17 protein-coding genes are annotated in these 21,981 nt (G+C 61.8%); 7 read left to right on the top strand and 10 right to left on the bottom strand.

What is annotated here, in order from left to right; all coding sequences use genetic code 11:
- Positions 1-3: 3 nt before the first annotated feature.
- Genes ACQ4MM_RS20740 through ACQ4MM_RS20755 form a run of 4 tightly spaced genes read left to right on the top strand, consistent with a single transcriptional unit; the run spans position 4 to position 6,618 of the window.
- A complete protein-coding gene (locus ACQ4MM_RS20740; protein WP_431479131.1) occupies positions 4-1,173 on the top strand; it encodes a M48 family metalloprotease in 1,170 nt (389 codons plus the stop codon).
- Positions 1,170-4,727, top strand: coding sequence for a DUF4011 domain-containing protein (locus tag ACQ4MM_RS20745; RefSeq protein WP_431479132.1), 3,558 nt, complete (start codon positions 1,170-1,172; stop codon positions 4,725-4,727). Before ACQ4MM_RS20740 ends, ACQ4MM_RS20745 begins: the two co-directional genes overlap by 4 nt.
- The gene (locus ACQ4MM_RS20750; RefSeq protein ID WP_431479133.1) at positions 4,724-6,031 is read left to right on the top strand and encodes a DEAD/DEAH box helicase; all 1,308 of its coding nucleotides are present in this window, start codon (positions 4,724-4,726) and stop codon (positions 6,029-6,031) included. Before ACQ4MM_RS20745 ends, ACQ4MM_RS20750 begins: the two co-directional genes overlap by 4 nt.
- Positions 6,001-6,618: a WGR domain-containing protein gene (locus ACQ4MM_RS20755; RefSeq protein ID WP_431479134.1), complete on the top strand. Its 618-nt coding sequence runs from the start codon at positions 6,001-6,003 to the stop codon at positions 6,616-6,618. Before ACQ4MM_RS20750 ends, ACQ4MM_RS20755 begins: the two co-directional genes overlap by 31 nt.
- On the opposite strand, the gene ACQ4MM_RS20760 is transcribed toward ACQ4MM_RS20755, so the two are convergent.
- Complete coding sequence (locus ACQ4MM_RS20760; RefSeq protein ID WP_431479135.1) at positions 6,615-7,355, bottom strand: GntR family transcriptional regulator; 741 nt, start codon at positions 7,353-7,355, stop codon at positions 6,615-6,617. The two genes, ACQ4MM_RS20755 and ACQ4MM_RS20760, sit on opposite strands and share 4 nt — an antisense overlap.
- Positions 7,356-7,636: 281 nt before the next feature.
- On the opposite strand from ACQ4MM_RS20760, the gene ACQ4MM_RS20765 reads away from it, so the two are divergent.
- The 3 genes from ACQ4MM_RS20765 to ACQ4MM_RS20775 all read left to right on the top strand — a co-directional run bounded on the left by ACQ4MM_RS20765 (position 7,637) and on the right by ACQ4MM_RS20775 (position 12,355).
- Positions 7,637-10,285, top strand: coding sequence for a TonB-dependent receptor (locus ACQ4MM_RS20765; protein WP_431479136.1), 2,649 nt, complete (start codon positions 7,637-7,639; stop codon positions 10,283-10,285).
- Positions 10,286-10,355: 70 nt separating this feature from the next.
- Positions 10,356-11,294 (top strand): glycosyl hydrolase, encoded by a 939-nt coding sequence (locus tag ACQ4MM_RS20770; RefSeq protein ID WP_431479137.1) that lies wholly within the window; start codon positions 10,356-10,358, stop codon positions 11,292-11,294.
- Positions 11,291-12,355: an acyltransferase family protein gene (locus ACQ4MM_RS20775; protein ID WP_431479138.1), complete on the top strand. Its 1,065-nt coding sequence runs from the start codon at positions 11,291-11,293 to the stop codon at positions 12,353-12,355. Before ACQ4MM_RS20770 ends, ACQ4MM_RS20775 begins: the two co-directional genes overlap by 4 nt.
- On the opposite strand, the gene ACQ4MM_RS20780 is transcribed toward ACQ4MM_RS20775, so the two are convergent.
- Genes ACQ4MM_RS20780 through tssK form a run of 9 tightly spaced genes read right to left on the bottom strand, consistent with a single transcriptional unit; the run spans position 12,345 to position 21,974 of the window.
- Entirely contained in the window at positions 12,345-12,893 is a 549-nt protein-coding gene (locus ACQ4MM_RS20780; RefSeq protein ID WP_431479139.1) for a hypothetical protein, read from the bottom strand. The genes ACQ4MM_RS20775 and ACQ4MM_RS20780 overlap by 11 nt on opposite strands.
- 9 nt (positions 12,894-12,902) lie before the next feature.
- Positions 12,903-13,385: a hypothetical protein gene (locus ACQ4MM_RS20785; RefSeq protein WP_431479140.1), complete on the bottom strand. Its 483-nt coding sequence runs from the start codon at positions 13,383-13,385 to the stop codon at positions 12,903-12,905.
- Positions 13,382-14,002, bottom strand: coding sequence for a hypothetical protein (locus ACQ4MM_RS20790; protein ID WP_431479141.1), 621 nt, complete (start codon positions 14,000-14,002; stop codon positions 13,382-13,384). Before ACQ4MM_RS20790 ends, ACQ4MM_RS20785 begins: the two co-directional genes overlap by 4 nt.
- Positions 13,999-14,643, bottom strand: coding sequence for a M949_RS01915 family surface polysaccharide biosynthesis protein (locus ACQ4MM_RS20795; RefSeq protein WP_431479142.1), 645 nt, complete (start codon positions 14,641-14,643; stop codon positions 13,999-14,001). Before ACQ4MM_RS20795 ends, ACQ4MM_RS20790 begins: the two co-directional genes overlap by 4 nt.
- A 2-nt stretch (positions 14,644-14,645) precedes the next feature.
- Positions 14,646-16,364: a LysM peptidoglycan-binding domain-containing protein gene (locus tag ACQ4MM_RS20800; protein ID WP_431479143.1), complete on the bottom strand. Its 1,719-nt coding sequence runs from the start codon at positions 16,362-16,364 to the stop codon at positions 14,646-14,648.
- Between the two features lie 10 nt (positions 16,365-16,374).
- Positions 16,375-16,914: a hypothetical protein gene (locus ACQ4MM_RS20805; protein WP_431479144.1), complete on the bottom strand. Its 540-nt coding sequence runs from the start codon at positions 16,912-16,914 to the stop codon at positions 16,375-16,377.
- Positions 16,911-19,862 (bottom strand): type VI secretion system Vgr family protein, encoded by a 2,952-nt coding sequence (locus ACQ4MM_RS20810; RefSeq protein WP_431479145.1) that lies wholly within the window; start codon positions 19,860-19,862, stop codon positions 16,911-16,913. The genes ACQ4MM_RS20805 and ACQ4MM_RS20810 overlap by 4 nt, the downstream gene beginning before the upstream one ends.
- Positions 19,862-20,620 (bottom strand): type IVB secretion system protein IcmH/DotU, encoded by a 759-nt coding sequence (icmH, locus tag ACQ4MM_RS20815; protein WP_431479146.1) that lies wholly within the window; start codon positions 20,618-20,620, stop codon positions 19,862-19,864. Before icmH ends, ACQ4MM_RS20810 begins: the two co-directional genes overlap by 1 nt.
- Positions 20,621-20,633: 13 nt before the next feature.
- Positions 20,634-21,974, bottom strand: coding sequence for a type VI secretion system baseplate subunit TssK (gene tssK / locus ACQ4MM_RS20820; protein ID WP_431479147.1), 1,341 nt, complete (start codon positions 21,972-21,974; stop codon positions 20,634-20,636).
- Between the last annotated feature and the right edge of the window lie 7 nt (positions 21,975-21,981).

Here is a 21,981-nt window from a genome sequence, read left to right on the forward strand (position 1 = left end):
AGCATGGAACTGCAGCCACTGGCCTATCACGCGAAGGTGGTTGAGCACCTGCGCCGCCACGAACCTGACGTATGGCGCTGGGCCAGCGAGCGCCGCTCTGACGAGGAGCATCGCGAATCGCTGCGTGCGCTGCTGTTGCGCGACACTTACCGTATCGAGGGGCAGAGCCACGCCGGCGTGCACCAGGTTTTGGCGCAAGCCATGGTCAGGCTGGGCATCCTGGCGCCGGCCACGCTGTATCAGTCGCCAGGACAGGAAATGAATGCCGCGCTGGTGTTCGTGCCGGACGAAGTACACATCGTCTTGCAGGGACCGGTGCTGGAGCGCTTGTCGCAGGACGAACTCCTGGCACTGTTCGGACATGAACTCGCGCATTATGTGCTGTGGTCGCAGGACGATGGCAGCTTCCTGGTTGCCGACCGTATTCTCGCCGACGCGCTGGCGTCGCCCAGCGCCAGCGCGAGCCAGCGTGAGACGTACCGCCGGTTTGCCCTGCACACGGAGCTGTTTGCCGACCGCGGCGGCGCCATTGCGGCGGGAGCCGTGGGGCCGGCGGTATCGACGCTGGTCAAGGTGCAAACCGGTATCGGCAGCGTTGACCCGGCTGCCTACCTGCGCCAGGCCAGCGAGATCGAATCGAGCGAGACCGGCGCCAGCACGGCGCACAGCCATCCGGAGACCTTTATCCGCGCACGTGCTCTGTCGCTATGGTGGGAGGGCGCGCCGGACCTGGACAGCTGGATCGATTCGCGCCTGCATGGCCGCTTGTCGCTGCCGCAACTGGACTTGCCGGGGCAGTTGCGCATGCAGGAGATGACACGCGGCTTCCTCGCCCATTTCCTGGACGGCACCGAGCTCGCGAGCGAAACAGTACTGGCGCAGGTGCGCATGATGTTCCCCGACTGGCAGGAAACAGAACCAACGGTGGCGCCCGAGGCCTTCGGCGCGGAGGCTGCCGACGAAAGCGTGCGCGACTACCTGAATGCGCTCATGCTGGACCTAGCGTTGGCCGATGCCGACCAGCGCGACCAGGCACTGCTGCGCGCCGGCGAGGTGGCGCAGCAACTGGGCAGCCTGGAGGGCCTGCGTCGCAACCTGCGGCGCGATGCCGGTTTCGGCAAACGGGAGTTGGACCGCTATAACCGCCAGCTGGCCAAGGAGTTGAAGATATGATGGGCACGCTGGATAAGCTGCTTGAGGCACAAGACGGGGCGGCATTGTCGGCCGACGACGTGCTGGTTTTGGTGCTGCCTCTGTTCCGGCAGGTGGCGGCATTGCATGCGCAGGGCAGGGTTGCCGCGCTCGAGGCCGATAGCATCCTGGTCGACGGCGAAGGCGCGTTAAGCCTGCGCCGGTCGGAAGGCGAAGCGCCGCGCATGAATATCGCGGCGGTGCACATGGTGCAGCCGCATCCCGCATCCGGCCTGAATATCGTCGGTACCTTGCAGTCCAAGCGCACCGACGGCGAAGGATTCGAGGTCAGCGACCTGGCGGTCCAGCTGGACGTGAACGCGGCAATCGAGCGACCGGTGCACCTGCCGGGTCCCGCAAGCTGGGAAAAGCTGGTCGGCCACCATGACGAAATCAGCGACGTCTACATGCTCGGCATGCTGCTGGCCAGCCTGGCCTGCGGACTGGATTTCCGCGATCCGCAGGACTTGCAGGAATTTGCCGGCGCGCGCCGCAACCTGTTCCTGCTGCACGAGCGCCTGCATCCGATTGTCGCCGCTGTGATTGTCGAAATGACGGAAGTGAACCGCCACGAGCGCGCGACCGACGTGGCGGCACTCGAAGCGCGCCTGCGCACCTGGCGCGAGCAGCCGCAGGTACTGGACGTGGAGCGCGCGCTGGCTGGTGCAGATGGCGCGGCACCGCGCCGCACGGCAGTGCTGAATCACCTGCGCGACCGCCTGTTCGACCTGTCGCGCCGCAACCGCCTGTTGTACTTCCGGCCGACTGCAGCCACGGTCAACCTGACTGTGGCCAGCGTGCCGCTGATGCTGCAGGTCGAAAGCATCCGCGCCGAGCAGATCTGTACCTGGGGCGGCCCGTTCGCGGCCGAACTGGCGGCGGGCAAACCGCTCGCGCTGCAAAGCTGGCTGCGTTTTGACGACCAGCCCTACCTGCCGGCGGCCCTGGACCAGTTGATCAGCGAGACCCGGCGCGACCGCGCCGAATATGGCTTCAGCAACCTGCGCCTGGTGATTGCCTTCCTGCGCTGGCACAACCTGAAGGAAGCGCCGGATGAACGGATCACGACGCCGTTGCTCTGGCTTCCGGTCGAACTGGTAAAGCGAAAAGGGGTGCGCGACCAGTACGTCATCCAGTGCACCAGCGCTGAAGCGGAATTCAATCCTGTGCTGCGGCATCAGTTGAACCAGCTTTACGGCATCCGGCTGGCTGAAACCGTGGACCTGACACGCACTTCGCTGGCCGAGGTGCACACCGATATCCTGGGCCAGATCCGCCAATCGGAACCGGCAGTCGAACTGCGCCTGGTTGAAAAAGCCGCGGTGCGCCAGGTGCGCCAGAAGGCCTTGCAGCGCTTGCAGCAGTACCAGCGCCGCCGTTCAACGGCGGGCGCCAGGCGCAGTGAAAGCTGGCTTCCTCCATACAGCTACGCTGCCGACGACTACCGGCCGCTGGGGCGCGCGCTGTTCGAGCACTGGATTCGCCCAAGCGAACTGCCGCAGCGTTTCGAGGCCGGCGCGGCGCCGACGGCGGGACCACGGTTGGCACACTTGGGCGCACCAGCGGTGGAAGCGGAAGACCGTGCCGGCTATACGCTGGAGGAAACCGAAGGACATCGCTACGCATGGGACCTTGACCTGACCCAGGTGACGCTGGCCAACTTCAATTACCGCAAGATGTCGCTGGTGCGCGACTACGCCCAACTGCTGGACGATCCTGCGCCCAATCCATCTTTCGACCGCATCTTCTCGATCGAGCCGAGGGCGCTGGAGGCTGGCTTGCCACCGCCGTTGCCGCCTACCGAACAATGGAATGTGGTGGCGGCCGACGCCACGCAAAACACTGCCGTGCGGCTGGCACGCACGCAGGGCAGCTTCATCATCCAGGGGCCGCCAGGTACCGGCAAGTCCCAGACCATCACCAACCTGATTGCCGATTTCGCAGGACGCGGCAAGCGCGTGCTGTTCGTGTGCGAAAAGCGGGCGGCGCTCGACGTGGTGTTCCACCGCCTGAAGCAAAGCGGGCTGGATTCCCTATGCTGCCTGATCCACGATTCGCAGGCCGACAAGAAGGCCTATATCGCCGATCTGCGCGGCTGCTACGAAAACTGGGTAGCACAGCCGCCCGCCAGCGAAGCGCTGGCTGCGCGCCGTGCACAGCTCACCGATGCCATGGCCACGCAACAGGCCAGCATCGATGCGTTCGAAGCGGCATTGGCCGGCTCACCAGCGGAACTGGGCGCAACCGTGCGCTCACTGCTGCGGCGCCTGGCCAAGTCGCCGGTCGTTCCGGAGCTTTCCCACGCTTGGCGCGAGCGCCTGCCTTCGCTGGCAGCGTGGGACCAGCAGCACGAGCTGGTGCAGTGCCTGCACCGTGCCATGCGCGAGCGCTTTGGCCTGGACGCCCTGGCGGCACACCCGTTCTCGCGGCTGGCTGCTGCCGTGGTGGCCGACGAACAGGCATATGGCCGGCTGGAGAAGTTATGCCAGAAAGCGGAGGCCCTGCTTGACACGCTGGAGCCAAGTTTCGATGCGACGCTTCAGCAGGCGCTGTGCGACGCGACGGACAGCCAATGGCTGCTGGACACTGGCATCGCTAGCCATATTTCCCTGCTTGACCATGGTTCGACGCAGTACGCTGGATTGACCACCGTGCGCAACACCCTGGCAAGCCATGAGCAGGCCCTGGCAAAAGCTCAGGAGGCGACGGCAAACTGGCGCGACAAGCTGACGCCGGGCGACACCATCGCGGCGCTCGACCTGGCCGGCCGCCTGGAAGGTTCGCTGCTGCGCTGGTTGCAGCCGGCCTGGTGGCGCATGCGTGGTGAAATGCAGCGGCGCTACGATTTCAGCCGTCACGCGGTGCGCCCGAATTACCGGCAGGTGCTGGAAGCGCTGGCAGCCGAACATGCTGCGCAGGCGAACCTGGCCGTATTTGCAGCGGCCAGCCAGCAGCAATACGGCGTGAGTGACATGCAGCCCTTCTTGCGTGCGCTGGAGGACATTGAGCAGCGGCTCGCCAAGCCAGATGGCCCGTCCGCACTGGTGGCACGACTGAGCCAGTCGGCCGATCCGCTCGCCTCGGCGCGTTCCGAAGCGCTCTCGCGCCAGGCCTTGGCCAGCCTGGCGCAAAGCGTCGGGCACGACCTGGTATTGGAGACGGGCATGCGGCTGGGCGAACTGGCCGAGTTGCTGCGCGACTTGCGCGAAGCGTCGGATGATTTGCCGGACTTGCTGCCATTGCTGCGTGCAGTGCATTCCGCCGGTCCAGCCTGCACGGCCATCCTGCAAGGCCTGAACTTCGCACCGCACGCCCTGGATGCCCTGGTCGCTGACGAAGCGTTCCGCCGCATTTTGCGGGTTGATCCGGTACTCGCACGTTTCAATGGCGCCGCCCTGGCGCAATCGGTGCACGCGATGTCATCGCTGCAGCGCGAATTGCTGGCGCTGAATGCGCAGGTGGTGCAGTCCACGCAACACGCGCGCTTCAGCGAGCATGTGCGGGTTTCGGCAAACCTCGGCGACCCAGCTCGATGACGACGCCAAGGCGTTCAAGGAAGCTGTATGCAACCGGGCGCCGCGAGCTGGAACACGAATTCGGCAAGAGCATGCGCCATCGCTCGATCCGTGACCTGAGCGACGACGAGACCGGGCTGGTGGTGAACGACCTGAAGCCGATCTGGCTGATGAGCCCATTGTCGGTGTCGGACACGCTGCCGCTGTCCGCCGATTTGTTCGACGTGGTCATCTTCGACGAAGCCAGCCAGATTCCGACCGAGGAAGCGGTGCCGGCGCTGTGCCGCGCGCGCCAGGTGGTGGTGGTGGGCGATGAAATGCAGCTGCCACCGACCAGCTTCTTCAGCGCCGGCGCCGGCGAAGGCGAGGACGAGATCCTGGTGGAAGAGGGCGGTGAACGCATCGCCATCAACCTCGATGCGGATAGCCTGTTGAACCAGGCGGCGCGCAACCTGCCGGCGACTTTGCTGGCCTGGCACTATCGCAGCCGGCACGAATCGCTGATCAGCTTCTCCAACGCCGCTTTCTACGAAGGGCGCCTGGTGACGATTCCGGATCGCCTGCTGGAACAGGAATCCGTGCTGGCGGCAGCGCGCCGCTCCGAGGACGACGGCGTCGGCGTTGCGGCTGCCGAAGCACTGATGGCGCGCCCGGTCAGCTTCCATCAAGTGGCCGACGGTGTCTATATCGGCCGTCGCAATGAGGCGGAGGCCCGCTATATCGCGCACACGGTGCGTGAAATGCTAAGGCGCGAAACGGGAATGAGCCTGGGCATCGTGGCGTTTTCCGAGGCGCAGCAGGGCGCCATTGAATCTGCCCTGGAAGCATTGGCAGAGGAAGATGCGGACTTTGCGATGCGCCTGGAGCGCGAGTATGTGCGCGAAGACGATGACCAGTTCAACGGCCTGTTCGTGAAGAACCTGGAAAACGTGCAGGGCGACGAGCGTGATGTGATTATCCTGAGTATCTGCTATGCGCCGGGGCCGGATGGAAAGATGCTGATGAATTTCGGCCCGATCAACCAGCGCGGCGGCGAAAAGCGCCTGAACGTGATCTTCAGCCGCGCGCGCCATCGGATGGCGGTGGTATCGACCATTCATGCCGAAGCCATTACCAACGTCCACAACGACGGCGCGGCAGCCTTGCGCTCATTCCTGCAGTTTGCACAGGCCAGCGCAGTTGGCCAGTTCGAACGCGCGCAAATCGGTGCTGGGGGCGTTGAAACCACGGGGCGCGCCATGCGTTCACCAGGGATATTCCGCAAGACAGCATTCGCGATGCGCTGGCAGCGGCATTGCGCGAGCGCGGTCACCAGGTGCACCTGAATGTCGGCCGCTCACAGTTCCGCTGCGACCTGGCCATCGTTGACGAATCGGCCGCCGGTTATGCGCTGGCGATCCTGCTGGACAATCCGGCCGAAGCGGTCAGCGACAGCGTGGAACGCTATGTGTTCCGTCCCGGCGTATTGCGCAGTTTTGGCTGGCGTGTGCTGGATATTCCAGGAAAGGACTGGCTGGATAATCCGGGCGCCGTCCTGCAGCGCATCGAAGCCATGTTGGCGGCAGGCGAGGACAGGGCGCTGGAGCAGATGGTTGATCCGGTGCCGCTCGCGCCGCCGCCTGCGCCGGCCGCCGCGGCGCATGCAGCGCATTTAGCGCAGGTGGCGCCGACTGCCGAAGCTGCACTGGACGCTGCGGCCGGGGCGCAAGTACGCAGCCTGCATTTCGAGCAGGGCGCATCGCGCAAGTTCTGGCGTGCTTCCCTGCGCGATGCCGAGCTGACCGTCAGCTACGGCCGCATCGGCAGCACTGGCCAGTCCTTGCTCAAGCAGTTCGAAACGCCCGAGCGCGCGCTGCGTGAAATGGAGAAGCTGGTCGACGAGAAGCTGCGCAAAGGCTATGTAGAAGACTAAGGCGTAGAGAGTTCCGCGACGAAGTCGTACATGTCGCCGCGGAAGATCGAGCGGCAAAACTCCACTGCGCGGCCATCGCGCAGGAAGCCAAGGCGTTCGACGGCCAGGCCGGCGTCGCCTTCCTTCGCTTGCAGCAGCTTGGCCTGTTCACCTGTCAGCAGAAGGGCGGACAGTCGCTGCAGCGCGCGCACCGGCCGGTGGCCGGCCGCTTCCAGCGCTTCATACATCGACACGTCCACCGCCTCCAGCGAAGGCAGCGCATCGGCCACGATGGTCGCGTATTCCACGCACATCGGCACTTCGTCCGCAAAGCGGATGCGGTGATAACGGTACACCGGCGCGCCCGGGCTAAGCCGCAGGCGCAGGGCTTCCTCGGGCGTTACAGTTCCTTCCGATTTCTTCAGCCACACGCTGCGCGGCGTACGCCCACGTGAGCGCATATCTTCCGAGAAGGAAGTCAGCTTGGCGAAGTTCTTTTCAATACGCGTGTTGATGAAATTGCCGGAGCCCGGCCGGCGCACCAGCAAACCTTCTTCCACCAGGCCGTCGATGGCTTTGCGCACTGTGATGCGGGAGATGTTCAAGTCGGCCGCCAGCACACGTTCGGCCGGTAGGGCTTCGTCGGGACCGAACACATGCAGGTTGATTGCTTCACGCAAGGCACGCTGCAGAAGCTGGTAAAGCGGCTGGCTACTGGTCTGCACCAGGTCTTCCATGAGCTGCGCGAGCGATGCCATTTAGTCTCCCCTTGTGTGCGGCTGATAATACCAAAAAAAGACCTTATGGCCAGAGGTATGCAGCCACTCATAGTCCACGTCCCCAATGGGATAGCGCTAACAGCAGGCTTTTAAGGCAAAAGTGGTATGTCTTTTCAGTACAACATGCGAAAAAAATACGAAAATTGGTAGTATTCTGGTATTTGATCGGGGTATATTGGCGTCCAATTGGTTTGAACGTGGTTTTAGAAACTGGTAACAACAGACCGGGCTTTGAGACAGCCCATACTTAGGGGGAGTAAATGAACCGCAATATGACACCGATCGCGACCGCAGTCGCCATCCTGACCGCCACCGCTGGCATGGCGCAAGCACAGCAGGCTGCTCCGGCCGAGCAGAACGTCGTGGTCGTGACCGGCGTGCGTGCCGCGCTGGCGCAGTCGATCAACCAGAAGCGCAATGCCGACTCGCTGGTTGAAGTGATTACCGCAGAAGATGTGGGCAAGATGCCGGACAAGAGCGTGGCTGATTCGCTGCAGCGCGTGCCTGGTGTTTCGGTCGCTACGGCCGGCGGTTCGGAAGGCGGCTTTGGCGAGAATGACCGCGTCAGCCTGAAAGGCACTCCATCCAACCTGGCGCTGACCACCCTGAACGGCCACACCGTGTCGAGCGGCGACTGGTACATCTCCAACATCACCAACGGCGGCCGCTCCGTCAGCTACTCGATGTTCCCGTCGGAGCTGATTGGCCGCGTGACCGTGCACAAGTCTTCGCAGGCTAACCTGATCGAGGGCGGCGCATCCGGCAACGTCGACATCGAAACCCGCAAGCCACTGAGCTTCAAGGACCCGCTGACCCTGATGGGCGCCGTGACCGGTGTGTACAGCGAAGGCTCCAAGAAGACCGATGCGCAGTTCAGCGCCCTGGGCAACTGGAAAAATGAACAGAACAACGTGGGCGTGCTGGTCCAGGTGTTCGACGAAAAACGCACCCTGCGCCGCATCGGCCAGGAATTCCTGTGGTGGGACAAGCTGAGCGCAGGCTATGCGCCGCAGTGGGTTGCCGCCAACCCTGAAGTGGCAGGCAAGTACATCTCGCTGCTGACCGGTACCGCCATGTTCAACCAGGAACGTGAGCGCAAGGGTGGCATGATCGACGTGCAGGTCAAGGTCAACAAAGAGTTCGACTTCGACATCAACGGTTTCTACACCCGCCTGGATGCGGACAATATCAATGCCAACTTCATGCTGGCGCCTTACCAGCCGCTGACCAATAACTGGTCCGGCGTGGGCGGCGTGATCCCTTCCAAGTGGACCGTCACCGGCGACACCATCACTTCGATCACCTTCCCAAGCGCCTGCCCAGTGGCGGACTGCTCGAAGATGGGCCCATCGGTGCAGGACATCATCGCCCGTCCTGGCTCGTACAGCGATTCGAAATTCGTCAACTTCGACTTCAACTACCGTCCTACCCAGGACCTGAAGTTCAAAGGCCAGATTGGTACCACCCGCGGTACCGGCTACGCCCGCGACTACGGTTACGAAGCCTGGCTGGCCTACGCAGGCAACAGCCTGACCACCCATGGCCTGGATTCTCCTGCCACCGTGATCGTGGATAACGCCGGCACCTTCAATCCGCGCACTGGCGCCGATTTCTTCGGCGGCTGGGCCTCGGACGTGACGGCAAAGGACAAGGAAACCTACGGCCAGATCGACGGCCAGTACAAGACCCAGTGGAACGGCGTGCCGACACTGCATTTCGGCGTCCGCAATGCAAACCACGAGCGTTCCCTGACCTGGCTGGGCGGTACGGTTGCTCCTGCCGGTTCGCTGTTGGCCAACCGTCCTACCGGCTTGACCAGCTTCCCGGACAGCCCACTGCCTAACCTGCTGAACCGCGCCTGGACCTTCGACGCCGAGTCGATGAAAGCCTGGGGCGACAAGTACGTCAACTTCGCCAACCACGCCTACCAGAGCGAATTCCTGATCAAGGAAAAAGCTACCGCGGCATATGTGATGGGTGACCTCGAGTTCGGCAACTTCGGCGGTAACGTCGGCGTGCGTTTCGTGAAGACCAAGATCGACGTGGACAACGGCTCGCCGAACAACGTCTGGAACCCGACCCACAGCTCCAACACCTATAACGACTTCCTGCCTAGCATCAACCTGTACACCAACCTGACGCCGGACCTGAAACTGCGCGGTGCTGCCAGCCGCACCCTGGCGCGTCCTGACTTCGGTTCGCTGGGTGCCTTGAGCCTGAACGACCTGACCTTCTCCGGTTCCGGCGGCAACCCGAACCTGCGTCCGATCATGTCGAACAACGTCGATGTGGGCCTGGAGTGGTACTTCATGCCGAAGTCCCTGCTGGGCATGAACATCTACAACATGAACATGGGCTCCTACGTGACCTTCGGTTCCTCGAAGGCTGACTTCTTCAATCAGTCGGTCGGCAGGGTCACCACCTATAACATGAGCTCCGCAGTGAACACCAAGGCTCGTGTACGTGGCGTGGAACTGCAGTATTTGCAGGACCTGGGCAACGGCTTTGGCTTGAACGCGAACTACACCTACGCCGACGGCAAGGAAACCGAAGCAGCACCGAAATCGGCTTGTGCGGATCTGGGCGACTGCAGCATGATCGGCACCTCGAAGAACTCCTATAACCTGGGCGTGTTCTACGAGACCAGCAAGTTCAGCGCGCGTATCAACTACAGCTACCGTTCGGCGTTCCTGAACGGCCTGGACCGCAACAGCGCAATCTATCAGGATGATGTGGGCACCTTGTCCGCTGCCTTCAACTACAACCTGACCGATAACCTGACGCTGTCGCTGGAAGGCAAAGACCTGAACGATCCGACCTTGAAGTCGTACGCTACGTCGCGTAACCAGCCACGCGCGTTCTACAAGAACGGCAAGCAGTTGTTCTTCGGCGTGCGCGGCAAGATGTAATTGATCCCGATGTAAGAGTGTTATGGCAGGGTTCCTCCGGGACCCTGCCTTTTTTGTATCCGGAGTTTGAATGCGTAAAGTAATGCTGGCGGCCCTCGCCGCCATCTCGACTGCCGCCGCCGCGGCGCCGGCAGTCGTCTATAGTCCCTATAAATACCTTTCACCGTGGGATCCGGCTCAGGGCGTGCAGACCTGGGCCTTCGCGCGCGGCGAATGCGGCCAGGAGCGCTGGGGTGAGCTTGACGGCGCCAGCGTTGCCGCAGACAACGTGCCGCGGTTCGTGCAGGCTGGCGTGGGATATATCATTTCGACGGGAGGGCAGGGCAATGTCTTCACCTGCGCCACTGACCAGGGGATGGAGGCGTTCGTATCGCGCTATGCGTCGCCGCAGCTGATTGGCTTTGATTTCGATATTGAGCATGGCCAGACGGCCGCGCAGATCGATTCGCTGGTTGAGCGCATCACCTTGGCGCAGAGAGCGCATCCTCACCTGCGTTTCAGTTTCACCATCGCCACCCATGCTGCTTCGAACGGCAGTGCGCGCAGCCTGAATGAAACCGGCGAGCAGGTACTGGCAGCCTTGCGCAAGCATGGCGTGCAGGATTACGTGTTGAACCTGATGGTGATGGATTATGGTCCCGCAAGCCGCAAAGTATGCGTGGTGCGACGCGGCCGCTGCGATATGGGGGCATCCGCCATCCAGGCAGCGCAAAATGTCCATCAAAAGTACAAAGTACCGTATGCGCAGATCGAACTGACACCCATGATCGGCGTGAACGATGTGGTGGAAAACGTCTACACCCTTGACGATGCGCGCGCCACCGCCGCTGCCGTGCGCAAGATGGGCATGGCGGGGATCCATTATTGGTCGCTCGATCGCGACCGGCCATGCCGCAAGCCCTCCAAGGTTGCAGAGCCGAATTGCAGCTCGATGGCGAACGTACCGACGGGTGCCTATCGGCGTATCCTGGCGCCGGCGTCTGTACTTCCGCGCGAGGCGGCGCAATGACTGCCGCCCGTTACCAATCGCTGGACGTCCTGCGTGGCCTGACGGTCGCGTTGATGATTATCGTGAATACGCCGGGTGACTGGAGCCACGTCTATACGCCGCTGCTGCACGCTCCCTGGCACGGCTTCACGCCGACCGACTGGGTGTTCCCGAGCTTCCTTTTCGTGGTGGGAAATGCGCTTGCGTTCACTTTGCCGCGCTACGAGGGAATGGGCAACAGGGCCGTGCTGGCCAAGATCGCAAAGCGTACCCTTATCATCATTGCCCTCGGACTCTTGCTATGCTTTTTGCCCAAGCTGGGCGGGTCTTTAAGCGAAGTACGCCTGCCCGGCGTGCTGCAGCGGATTGGCCTGTGCTTCGGCATCGCTGCGCTGGTGCTGCATTACCTGGGCGAGCGAGGCGCATTGGTATTCAGTATCGTCGCGTTGCTCGGACACTGGCTGGTGATGTCGCTGTTCGGAGACTACAGCCTGGATGGCAACGCAGGCCGGGCCATTGACCTATGGGTGTTTGGCGCCAACCACCTGTACAAAGGCGAGGGTATTCCTTTCGACCCAGAGGGCCTGCTTGGAACCCTTCCTGCCACGGTGAATGTCATCGGAGGCTATTTCGCCGGCCGCTACCTGCGCGAGAACGGAGCGACATCGCGCACGCTTGGCATGCTGGCAGTGGCTGGCGTCTTGCTTTCCGTGCTGGCGCTATGCTGGGCACCGCTGCTGCCGATCAATAAGAAACTGTGGACGGGTAGTTACGTGCTGCTTTCGACCGGTACCGCATTGATCGCGCTGGCCGCCCTGGCGTGGATCATTGAAGTGCGCGGCGCGCGGCGCTGGACGTACTTCTTCGAAGTACTCGGCAAGAACACGCTGTTCATCTACATGCTGTCGCAGGTCGCCGTGATTGCGCTGGACAAGACTGGCACTTACGCGCCCCTGGCAGCAGCACTGGCGCCGCTCGGCAGCCCAAAGGCTTCCTCGCTGGCGTTTGCGCTGCTGTTCATGCTTGCCTGTTGGCTGGTGGGTTATTGGCTGGACAAACGGAAGGTCTACATCAAGGTGTAGTGTTCTGGAATTCGATGCGGTTGACCTCGTACTTCCATTTATCGTGCGTGCCGAACACACGCACGTTATCCGGGTGTACATAGCTCTTCTCGGCGCGCTTGAGGCGGCGAACCAGCGCCGCATCCTCCGGCGCGCCTTTGGTGGGGCCGTATATGTCGCGCCGGATGCTGCCCTTTCGGTCGGAGCCGCGCCAGATCACGGTAAAGATGCGGGCAGCCGGATCGAAATACATGCGGAAGAAGCCATCCGTATTCATATCCTGCAGGTAAAGACCATCATCGCGCCATTTTGCGAAGTAATAGTCATCGCATCTGGCTTTGGGTTCATCCTTCCATTCGCACGACAGCAGGATCACCACATGGTGTTCATCCAGCTTCCTGATCGAGATGTGAGCCTTGTTATAGCCCCATTTGCTCGCTGGTACGGTTGTCGATGAAGTGAGATTGTATTCCCCCTCGATTGCAGCTATCGGTGACTGTGCGAAGGCGGCGGTGCAGGAAGCGAAAAGGGCGAGTGCTGCGAGTTTAATGTTCTTCATATTAGATTTCTATTGTTCCGACCATATGGTCAAGTGAAGCAAAGTCCGGCCTGAGCTCGCGCAAACGAATCCTTTGAGTGGTTCGCCAGTTTTCTTGAGCGTGGTCGTAAATCTCCGGCAGTTGGCTTTGCGGGAAAGATCTACCTCGTTGCCCTTATCACTCTCCAGAAGCTGGCGGAAGTCGTCGGCGAGCCAATGCCTTGCAGCTTCCGGAGCTATATAAACGGAACCTGTCTGCTCGTTCTGCGCGTCAAACCAGGAACTCTCCGAATGCAGTTCTGCTACGAGCGTAATGAGGAATGTAGGTCCCGGCACGCCGCCTTTGTATTCCGGGGTGCCAAAGACTTCCCAGCGTCCCGAACTTGCAGGAATTCGCAGGTCAATAATTCCACGCAGTTTGGCCAGGTCATCGGAGACGCCTGGTTTTGGGACATCGGGGGTGCAACCAGCCACTAGAAGCAGGGCAGCTGCGACGCGAAGACCGATCTTCATTGCGCCGATTGTGAAAACTCAAGCCGGCGAAAGTCTTTGGACAGCATGCCGGTAGGGGAGTTCTTCATTTCCGGGTAGTTCAAGAACTTGATCGCAAGCCTGCCATCCTGCACTGAGTATGCGGAGAAGTCTGTTTCTTTTCCGTCCTCGTTGTCGGGGTAAATGGACTCATAGCAGCTGCCGACGTGCACTTTTCCCAGCACCTTGATCTTTACGCCGTCGATGCTGGCAGCATTCAAATATTCTTCCGCCCCCGATCCACATTGGCCCATGCCTTCACCGCCGCTGCTGCGAACAACAGTATTGAACAGAACCACATTGCGCGAGAGGTAGGGCTGAAGCTCGAGGGGCAGGAAACGGATGTGCTTTTCCATGCCAATCAGCTCGGGGCCATAGTTCTTGTCGATCCGCTCGATCCTTTGCGAGCGGCCTCCGACTGCGATGCTGACCGAGCGGGCCTTTTCCTGATAATCGAGCGTTAGGGTTTTGCCGGGCAGGCGTAAGGAGGCGCCGGGGCGCTGCGGTTTGGCGTCTGGCGTGCAGCCAAAGTCTTTCAGCTCAGCTGCCTGCGCCGAAAAGGCGGCATAACATGCGAGTGCAGACAGGATGCGCATCATCCGTCGTTCCGTTCAACGTAGACCTGTTGCCAGACTTTATCCATATGGCGCTTGAACACAGCTTTATCGCTATCGAGCAGTGCCTTATCCGGCTTGTTCGTGCCACCCATCGCTTCCTGGCCCTTGAACTTGATCAGGGATTCGCCGCGGAGGGCGAATTTCTGCTTACCCTGGCGCAGGATCACCTTGACGGTCGAAGGATCGACGCCTCCGCCGCAGAAGGTCTTGTAAGCGACGGTGACCTCCGCTTTGCCGTCTTTATCCAAGTCGGTGACGGTGGTTGCGTCGGCGAAGAAGGAGGCCGCGCTATCCAGTCCCGGGCAGTCAACACCATCCTTGATGGCCCATGCAGGCGTCCACTTGCCGTCAGCCAGGTCGTAGTAGGTGGCGACCAGTTCGATATGCTCGATGCGTCCATTTTGCGACGCCAGCGACTTTTCGGTCAGCAGGAGAATATGCTCTCCGAGCGCATCGCTCACTTTTTTGCCCAGTACGACCTTGCCGCTGGTTTCGACCTGGAGCCGGCCAATCTCTGCGGCGGGTATGGTGGTGGCAGCCAGGTCGCTGGCCTGGCCGCTGTGGCAGGCCAGCACGAGCAAGGCGCAAACGGAATAAGTAAGGGTGGTGGCAAGTCTTCTCATATTTATCGCGTCGCGTCGCCTTCCTTCTTGTGCATGGAAATACCAAAAGCCTTGTTCAAGTCAGCGCAAGTGTGGTTGACCAGGCTCTTACCATCCTTGATTTCCTTCTTTGCGAATTCCGAATACGCGATCGGGACAAAGAAGCGCAGGCTTTTCTTGAAGGGGGTGAAGTTGATCTGGTCGGACTGGTTGCCGCCAAGGCAGGCATAACTGTTGCCATCCTTGGCGTAGACGAAGGCGACGTGATGGGTACCCTGGAGCATGATCGCGCCGTACACCGGCTCTTTGATTTCGACAAAAGTCGCATCCAGCGCAACGGCCCGGGCGCGGAACGAGTTCTTCCATTTCGAATAGGCCGGTTGGGCGTTGGTCAGGCAATATGAGACGAAGGAAGCGCACCAGGCGTTGTCTTTGCCCTCCAGGGAACTCAGGAATCCAGCCCCGGTCAGCTTGTGGTAATTGCTGGTCTTGGTAATGGTGCCTTCCGTCTTGCCGGCCCACTTCTTTGCTTCCTCGATGGCGATGGCCATCCACGGTGCCCGTTTCTGGTCGACCGGGATCAATGCCAGCGGCGCGCCACTGCCTTCCTTGCTGCGTGCCGGTTCGGCAGGCTTGGCCGGGGTTTGCTGGGCCGGCTCCTGTTTCTTCGCTGTGGGCGGCGCAGCTTTCTTGGGAGCCTGGGGCAGGGCAGCAGGTTTGGTGGCTCCGCCGGTCTTCGCTTGTTTTGCGGATGCCTTACCGTGAACGTTGAGCTTATCGCCGGGGAAGATACGCGCGATATTCTTGATGTGCGGATTGTCGCGCTGGATTTCAGCGATTGTCGTGCCAAAATCCTTGGCAATGCGGCCCGCGGTATCGCCGGGTTGGACCACGTACAGGGTCGGCGTGCGCGCCGCAGGAGTGGCCGGCGTCTTGCTTTGCGTCTTCTTCACTTCCGTCGTTGCCGAGAAGATGTCGAGCGAGTGGATCAGCGCCAGGGTCTTCGACTCCTGCGCCATGATGAATTCATGCGCTTTCTTCCATTGTCCGTCGACCGCAGTGAGGAATACCTTGACCTGTTCGCCCGGAGTCAGGTGGACGATGGCCGGCACGCGGCCACTCTTGTCGGTCTTGGTCTCATGAGCCTTGCCGGCGATTTCCACCTTGACCGGCAAGTCTGCCTTCGGCTTCGCACCATCGGTAACAACGATATTGGTGGCAGGGATTTCTTTTTCCTTGCGCGTCTCTTTTTTGCCGTGGAAGCCTTCGTGCTTCTCCATTGCGTCCATCATGCTTTCGAGCTGCGCGTCCGTCATGCTGGACAGCTTGGTCGTCGTCGGCAAGCCGGTATGCTTGGAGATCACTGCCGCGTACTTTTCCGGATCGTTGCTGTCGGTCTTTGGGGCATAGCCGTAAATGAGCTTGCCCTTGCCGTCGTCGATACCGGTCAGCATGGTGTAAATCGTACGGTCGTTATAGCGGCTGCGCAGAAGGGCTTTCTTCTGCTTCCGGCCTTCCTCGTAGCTGGAGAAGATCAGGAACGACTTGTTGGTCTTGGTGTCGCCGATGCCGATTGAGCCATAGATCAGCACCCCTTTCTTGCCGGGGCGCAGGTTGCCGGGGTTGTTGAAACGCCAGGCTACGGTGCCGCCGCTGCGAAGCAGGTGGCTGCCATCGCCGGCGACAAAATTTACGGTCAGGGTGTCGGCGTCGTACTTCGCGCTCAGGTACTCTTTCGTCATGATGGTGTTCTCAACGCGCCGGCTTCAGGAGGGCTTCCTTGGCGAGTATCTCTTCGACGCCATTTTTGACTTTACCGTACGGGCGGGTGAACACAGGCTGCAGCGAATAAGCCGGTTGGTCAGGATTGCTGCCATCGGTTTCGACGAACTTGTACCAGGTGGCGCTGGCGGCACCGGCCTCGCTGTACCCTTTTTCGGAGTTGCGGCTGGCAATGACAAAGAAGGTACCTTCCTTGCGCGGGACGACAATAGCGTCCGCCAGGAGCACGTCGCCTCCGCTGGCGCTATCCCAGGTAAATTCCATGCCGCTGTTCTTTCGCATCAGCGGGACCTGGTTCCAGTCCTGGTCGCCATTGGCCTTGAAATAGAAGCTGTAGCTGCGGTGGAAGGAGGTGACGTCCTGGTAGCTGCCGACAACCAGAATCAGCTTGCCGGAACTGGTCTGCCACTCGTGCAGGCCCTGGCTCATTGGTACTACGTCTTTTGCGGCATATGCCGACATTGTCACGCTAAAGGCTAACAGGGCGCCCAAGAAAAGGCGTTTGATCATTCATCGTCTCCAATTGGGGTGCCCATCAGGTGGGCGATCATGTCGGAGTCCAGGAACTGGACGTCATCGTCATGCGGCTGCGAGGAGTAGCTCACCAGTAGCTCGGGACTATTATGCATTTCCACGTAATGCTCGAAAGGCGTCGGTGGCACGTTGGCTGCGGCGACGTTCGGTTGCTCGCGCCAGGAATCGTCTCCGATCAGCAGCTGCAGGTCTTCTTTCTTCGGGAAATCCTGGCGCGGCAGGCGGCCATCCTTTGGCACCGTTCCTTCGGCCACGACCTTGCCTTTGCCGTCCACCAGCTTATAAGGCTGGTCGGTGATTCCCATCAGGTCTGCCAGCTTGTCGCTGCCCGCAAAGGCGAAGCGCAGGCTATGCGGGCCCGCGTCGGACTTGAATGCCTCGGGCATGGTGACCAGCCCATTGGGCAGTGGCGGCAGGTCGGCTGCTGCGGAACCCGCACCCTGGAAGTCATGTTTGGCAGATTTGACCGTGAAGTTGCCGGGGCAGGCGAAGGTGATATTGCCGCCTTCGAGCACGATCGAGGACTGTCCCGCATGCAGGACGATCTTCTTGTTGGCTTTGATTTTGATACCGTCGTTGACCGACAGGACCACCACTTCCTTGTCCGCCAGGATTTCCAGCGCGCCGGTGTTGGCTTGCAGCGAGACGTCGCCGTTGCCGGCGATGGCCTTGATGCCGCCCTCGCGCGTGAACAGGGTGGCGGCGTTGCCGGCCACGCTGGAGTAAGTCTGGCCGGCTGTCAGATGCAGGTCGGAGCCGCTGGTCCAGTGCAGTTGTTCGCCGGCGAACAGCAGGGTGGAGGCGGGCGTGGCGAAGTTGATGCTGTCCACGCTGTCGATCACAGTAATGGCGCTGGCGAAGCGTTCCACCGGCTTGGCGGAATCCAGGTCGCGAGCACCGTCTTGCGTGCGCTGGGCGGTATGGCCGTTTACAGCGTTGGCGTATTTGCCGTCCTGTTTCGGGTCTAGCTGCTTGAGCATGTCCTGCTGCGCCTTGATTGCTTCGGCGCTGTATAGGGCGTGCTGCTGCGCAGCGGGCTTGGCCAGGCTGTCGGCCAGCTTCTGGCTGGCGCGCAGGCGCTCCAATGCGTCGTCGACTTCGAGCTGGGTCGAGCTGATGCCGCTGCCTCGCGCTGAGCGGCCGCTGGTCGTCAGCAGCAAGCCTTCGCCCGAACGCAGAACGGCCCAGGCATCGGTGCGCAGTTCGAAACCGGTGCCGCGGTGCGCGCCGCGCGTGGCGGAGTCGGGCGCCTGGTGCACGATGTGGCCGAGGTTTAACTGGCTGGCTGCCGTGCTGCTGGCAAGGCGCATGCGCAGTTGCTGGCTGGTGTCGTCAAGCACCCATTGATTGTAGCCGCCGCCATCGAGGGCGTGGCTGTGGATGCCGGAAATGACACCGGCGTGGTTGGCACTCGAGTCAACGCCGGCCGAGAAGGGCGGGCGGTCACTGCCGGTATAGAGCTGGGCCACCACGATGGGGCGGTCGATATCGCCTTCAATGAAATCGACCAGCACTTCGGTACCAACGCGCGGTGTGAACTGAGTGCCAAAGTTCGGACCTGCCAGTGCTTCGGAAACGCGCACCCAGGTGCCCGAGCTTTCGTCGCCGGGCGCGTTGCCTTGCGTGTCCGTATTGTGATTGGCGCCGCCAGGATTGGCGCCAGGGCCTCGCTGCCATGGGAACTGGATGCGGATTTGCTGGCCACGTTGCGTGGTGTTGGCTGCATTTGGCAGGCCGACCACCAGGGCTGTTTGCGCGCCAAGCGCTGCGCCTTGCACGCGCAGGGCAGTAGCAGGCGGCACCAGCGGCACGGCGGAGCGCACGCAGGCGAAGCGGTTGCGGTAGGTGCCCGGGGCGACGCCGGGGCCGGCTTTCAGCGATGGCGTGAAGTTGTTGCGTGCTTCGTGTTCGACCCACAGCGTGGTGAATTCGTCGCCGTCAAAGCGCTCATGGTCGGTCAGCGTAAAGTTGCTGCCTGCCGCCAGGCGGCGTGCCGAGCCTTCGCCGGTGAACTGCTTGTTCGTCAGTTCGACGGCCTGCAGCATCAGCAGGCTATGGCCGTCGGCTTCACCGCTGGCAATGTAGCTGCGTTCCTCGCTGCCGTCGTAAATGGACATCGAAGGCAGCTCGCCGGCGTCGAGGTTGCTGGTCTGCTCGGCGGCTGGTGCCGACACCTGGGCCGGGTCCCAGCTTGCGATGCTGATGGCGTTCGGTGCAATGGCGCGGCGCGCGGCGAACTGGTCGATCGAGTCGTCGCGCTCCGTGGCGCGCACGCCGTGGAAGCGCAGGGCTTGTACGACCGGGCGCGCGGCCTGGCTGTCGAATACCACCACGCGATGGCGCGACTGGCCGTCCTTGGTAGCCTGCTCGTCCTGGTCGTGTTCGAAACGCCAGTTCAAGCCTTCGGACGCCAGGATGCGGCACAGGAACTCGAAATCGCTCTCGCGATATTGGGTGGTTGTGGCGCGCGGCGCCAGTTCCTGCGTGGCGTCGAAGTCGAGCCTTACCTGCGTGTAATCGGCCAGCAGGTCCTGCACGATGTCGCGCACCGACTTGTCCTGGAAGATGAAGTTGTCGCGGCGCAGGCGCAGCAGGGCCAGCGCCGGTTCCAGGCGCAGGCGGTAGCGTGCCACGCCGCCGTCGGCGCCAAGCCAGCTGGCCTGGGTGCACAGGCCGTGCCATGAACGGCGGCTGCCATCCGGCTGCAGCAGGCGGATGGTGAGTTCTTCGCCGATGAACTGGCCGAGGTCCAGGCTGGTGGAAGTGCTGAGCGCATCGATGTCGAAGCAGAACAGCTCATTCACGCCTTCGCGGCCGACAAAGCGTTCCGCCATCAGGCTTTCCGGCAAGCTGGATTCCTGGGCGCTGGCGAGCGTCAACAGGCGGCCGTGCTGGGCCAGGCCTGTCCCGAACAACGACCGCATCACGGCAGGGTGATGGTGACGTGGGCTTGGCGCGGTGCCATGCGCACCACATCGTTATAGGCGCTCACTTGCTGCGCCGTATGGCTGGACAGCGAGGTGCGCAGGCCGATGTAGGCGAGCGCGGAAATCAGTGCGAACACGGAGCACAGGACCCACAGCGGCAGGTCGCTGCGCAGTTTGTGCATCACCTGGTCGGGACGTTCGGCATGCGGTGCGAAACCCGGACGGCGGCCCTTCATGTGGGCGATCTCGTCACCCAGGCGGCTGGTCAGGTAGCCCAGCTTCTCAGAACCCTCCAGGATGTAGCGGCCCTGGAAGCCAAGCAGCAGGCACATATGGAACACTTCCAGCGCTTCCACGTGCTCGCTGCTGCGGGTGCGCAGCGCGTCCAGGCGGTTGAAGAAGTTTTCGCCGGCGAGCTGGTCGCCAAACAGGGTCAATTGCAGCGGTCTCAGTTCCCACGCGTCGCGAATCGAGAAATGGGAGCGCAGGATGATCTCGTCGACAGCGGCGCAGAATGCATATTTGGCGGCATCGATGTCGTCGGCGGAGACGTTCTTCTTGCGCGCATTGCGGCCGAAGTCGTCGAGGAAGCGCGTCATGCGCGACTGGAACTCGGCGTGGTCCTGCGGGGCGCTGCCGTTCTTCAGCATGAACAGGGCGTAGAAACCGTCGTACATCAAGTCCAGCAGGGTGGCGTTGGACGCCGGTGCGGCGATTGGTTCGGCGATAAGTGAAGGTGGGGCGATGGTGTTCATGTTCTGCTCTGGTTCAGGAGTTCACAGCAATCAATTCAAGTCGCAATTCGCGCATGCCGGATGGGGCATAGATTTCGATGGACTGGGCCTGCAGCATGCGCTCGTACAGCGGGCCTTTGGAGTCCAGCGTGAAGTAGCAGGTGTCCGGGCGTACCGGCACCGCAGCAGGGACTTGCGGCGCGTGTGCCAGGCGCACGCCCGGCATGGCCGACAGCACCAGCTTTTCCACGTCGTCGGGCGCGCCTACCTTGAAGCGCAGCGGCACCACTTCCACCAGTTCGACGGCCGGCATTTCGGCGCCGACAGCGAGGTAGAAGGTGGTGTCTTCGCTGATCTTGCCGGAATCGAGCATGCCGCGGTGGTGGGCCGGTTTCGGTTGCGACAAGGCGATGGCGAAGTAGCGCGAGGAAATCACGGTATCGAGCAATTCGCGCACGATCATGTAGAGCTGCGTGAACGCGGGCCCTGGATCGTCGTGGCGATACGGCGGCAGGTCGGACAGCGACCAGCTGCGCGAATACGTCATCAGCGCGCCGGCCAGCGACAGCAGTTGCTCGTACAGGCGCTCCGGATGCAGCTCGGGGTTATGGTAGTAGTGCGACAGCGATGCGAAGGCCGTGCTGGCGGTATGCAGCAGCCAGAAGGTTGACATGTCGCCGCTGCGGAATTCGATCACGTTGCGGCTTGGTTCGCGATGATGGCCATACAGCGCATTGACCTTGGCCTGCAGCGCATCGAGCAGGCGGCGCAGTTGCAGGTACAAGGGCTGCGCAGTGCGGATGGTCAGGCTTGGCGGTACGAAGCCTGGATCGAGCTCGAAGCCGCCGGTGGACAGCCGGCGCAGGCGCAGCAGCGGCAGGCATACGTAGCCTTCGCGCGGTTCGGCGTCGGACATCAGGCGCAGCGATTTTTTCAGGTAGGCCAGTTCGGCTTGCGCAGCCTGCGTGTACAGGTCCGGCGTGTCGGCATTGGTTTGCGAAAAGCGGGCGCCGTTCGACGGCTGTCCGGCTTGTGCGAAGTTGCCGCCGAAGTGTTTGAACACGGGCAGGGCGGCATACCAGGTCACGCTGTGCTGCGATTGCGTGAGCTGGCCCAGGTCGATTGATTCCGGCAGGCTGTCATGGCCTGGCGCTTCAACCAATTCCCCATCCGGCAAAACCAGCGACAGATCAAGCAGGCGCAATGTGTTATGCGCCAGGGCTTCCATGTCGATGGACAGGCGATCCACGCCCCACGCATAAGGGTGCACGGCCTTTACGCTGCGATGCAAACGGTGCTCGTGATAGCGGTCCTGTTGCTGGAAATGCTGAGGGCGCAGAAATAAACCTTCCCCCCATAACACTTTGCTGGCCATCTATGAT

The sequence above is a fragment of the Massilia eburnea genome (assembly GCF_050709955.1).
GTDB classification, from domain to species: domain Bacteria; phylum Pseudomonadota; class Gammaproteobacteria; order Burkholderiales; family Burkholderiaceae_D; genus Rugamonas; species Rugamonas eburnea_A.

Excerpts from the sequence above, each read along its gene's own strand:
- ACQ4MM_RS20745 (WP_431479132.1), top strand. The coding sequence starts at position 1,170 with ATGATGGGCACGCTGGATAAGCTGCTTGAGGCACAAGACGGGGCGGCA.
- ACQ4MM_RS20790 (WP_431479141.1), bottom strand. The coding sequence starts at position 14,002 with ATGATGCGCATCCTGTCTGCACTCGCATGTTATGCCGCCTTTTCGGCG.
- ACQ4MM_RS20810 (WP_431479145.1), bottom strand. The coding sequence starts at position 19,862 with ATGCGGTCGTTGTTCGGGACAGGCCTGGCCCAGCACGGCCGCCTGTTG.
- ACQ4MM_RS20800 (WP_431479143.1), bottom strand. The coding sequence starts at position 16,364 with ATGACGAAAGAGTACCTGAGCGCGAAGTACGACGCCGACACCCTGACC.
- ACQ4MM_RS20740 (WP_431479131.1), top strand. The coding sequence starts at position 4 with ATGGAACTGCAGCCACTGGCCTATCACGCGAAGGTGGTTGAGCACCTG.
- icmH (WP_431479146.1), bottom strand. The coding sequence starts at position 20,620 with ATGAACACCATCGCCCCACCTTCACTTATCGCCGAACCAATCGCCGCA.
- ACQ4MM_RS20760 (WP_431479135.1), bottom strand. The coding sequence starts at position 7,355 with ATGGCATCGCTCGCGCAGCTCATGGAAGACCTGGTGCAGACCAGTAGC.
- ACQ4MM_RS20775 (WP_431479138.1), top strand. The coding sequence starts at position 11,291 with ATGACTGCCGCCCGTTACCAATCGCTGGACGTCCTGCGTGGCCTGACG.
- ACQ4MM_RS20750 (WP_431479133.1), top strand. The coding sequence starts at position 4,724 with ATGACGACGCCAAGGCGTTCAAGGAAGCTGTATGCAACCGGGCGCCGC.
- ACQ4MM_RS20770 (WP_431479137.1), top strand. The coding sequence starts at position 10,356 with ATGCGTAAAGTAATGCTGGCGGCCCTCGCCGCCATCTCGACTGCCGCC.
- tssK (WP_431479147.1), bottom strand. The coding sequence starts at position 21,974 with ATGGCCAGCAAAGTGTTATGGGGGGAAGGTTTATTTCTGCGCCCTCAG.
- ACQ4MM_RS20795 (WP_431479142.1), bottom strand. The coding sequence starts at position 14,643 with ATGAGAAGACTTGCCACCACCCTTACTTATTCCGTTTGCGCCTTGCTC.
- ACQ4MM_RS20805 (WP_431479144.1), bottom strand. The coding sequence starts at position 16,914 with ATGATCAAACGCCTTTTCTTGGGCGCCCTGTTAGCCTTTAGCGTGACA.
- ACQ4MM_RS20765 (WP_431479136.1), top strand. The coding sequence starts at position 7,637 with ATGAACCGCAATATGACACCGATCGCGACCGCAGTCGCCATCCTGACC.
- ACQ4MM_RS20780 (WP_431479139.1), bottom strand. The coding sequence starts at position 12,893 with ATGAAGAACATTAAACTCGCAGCACTCGCCCTTTTCGCTTCCTGCACC.
- ACQ4MM_RS20785 (WP_431479140.1), bottom strand. The coding sequence starts at position 13,385 with ATGAAGATCGGTCTTCGCGTCGCAGCTGCCCTGCTTCTAGTGGCTGGT.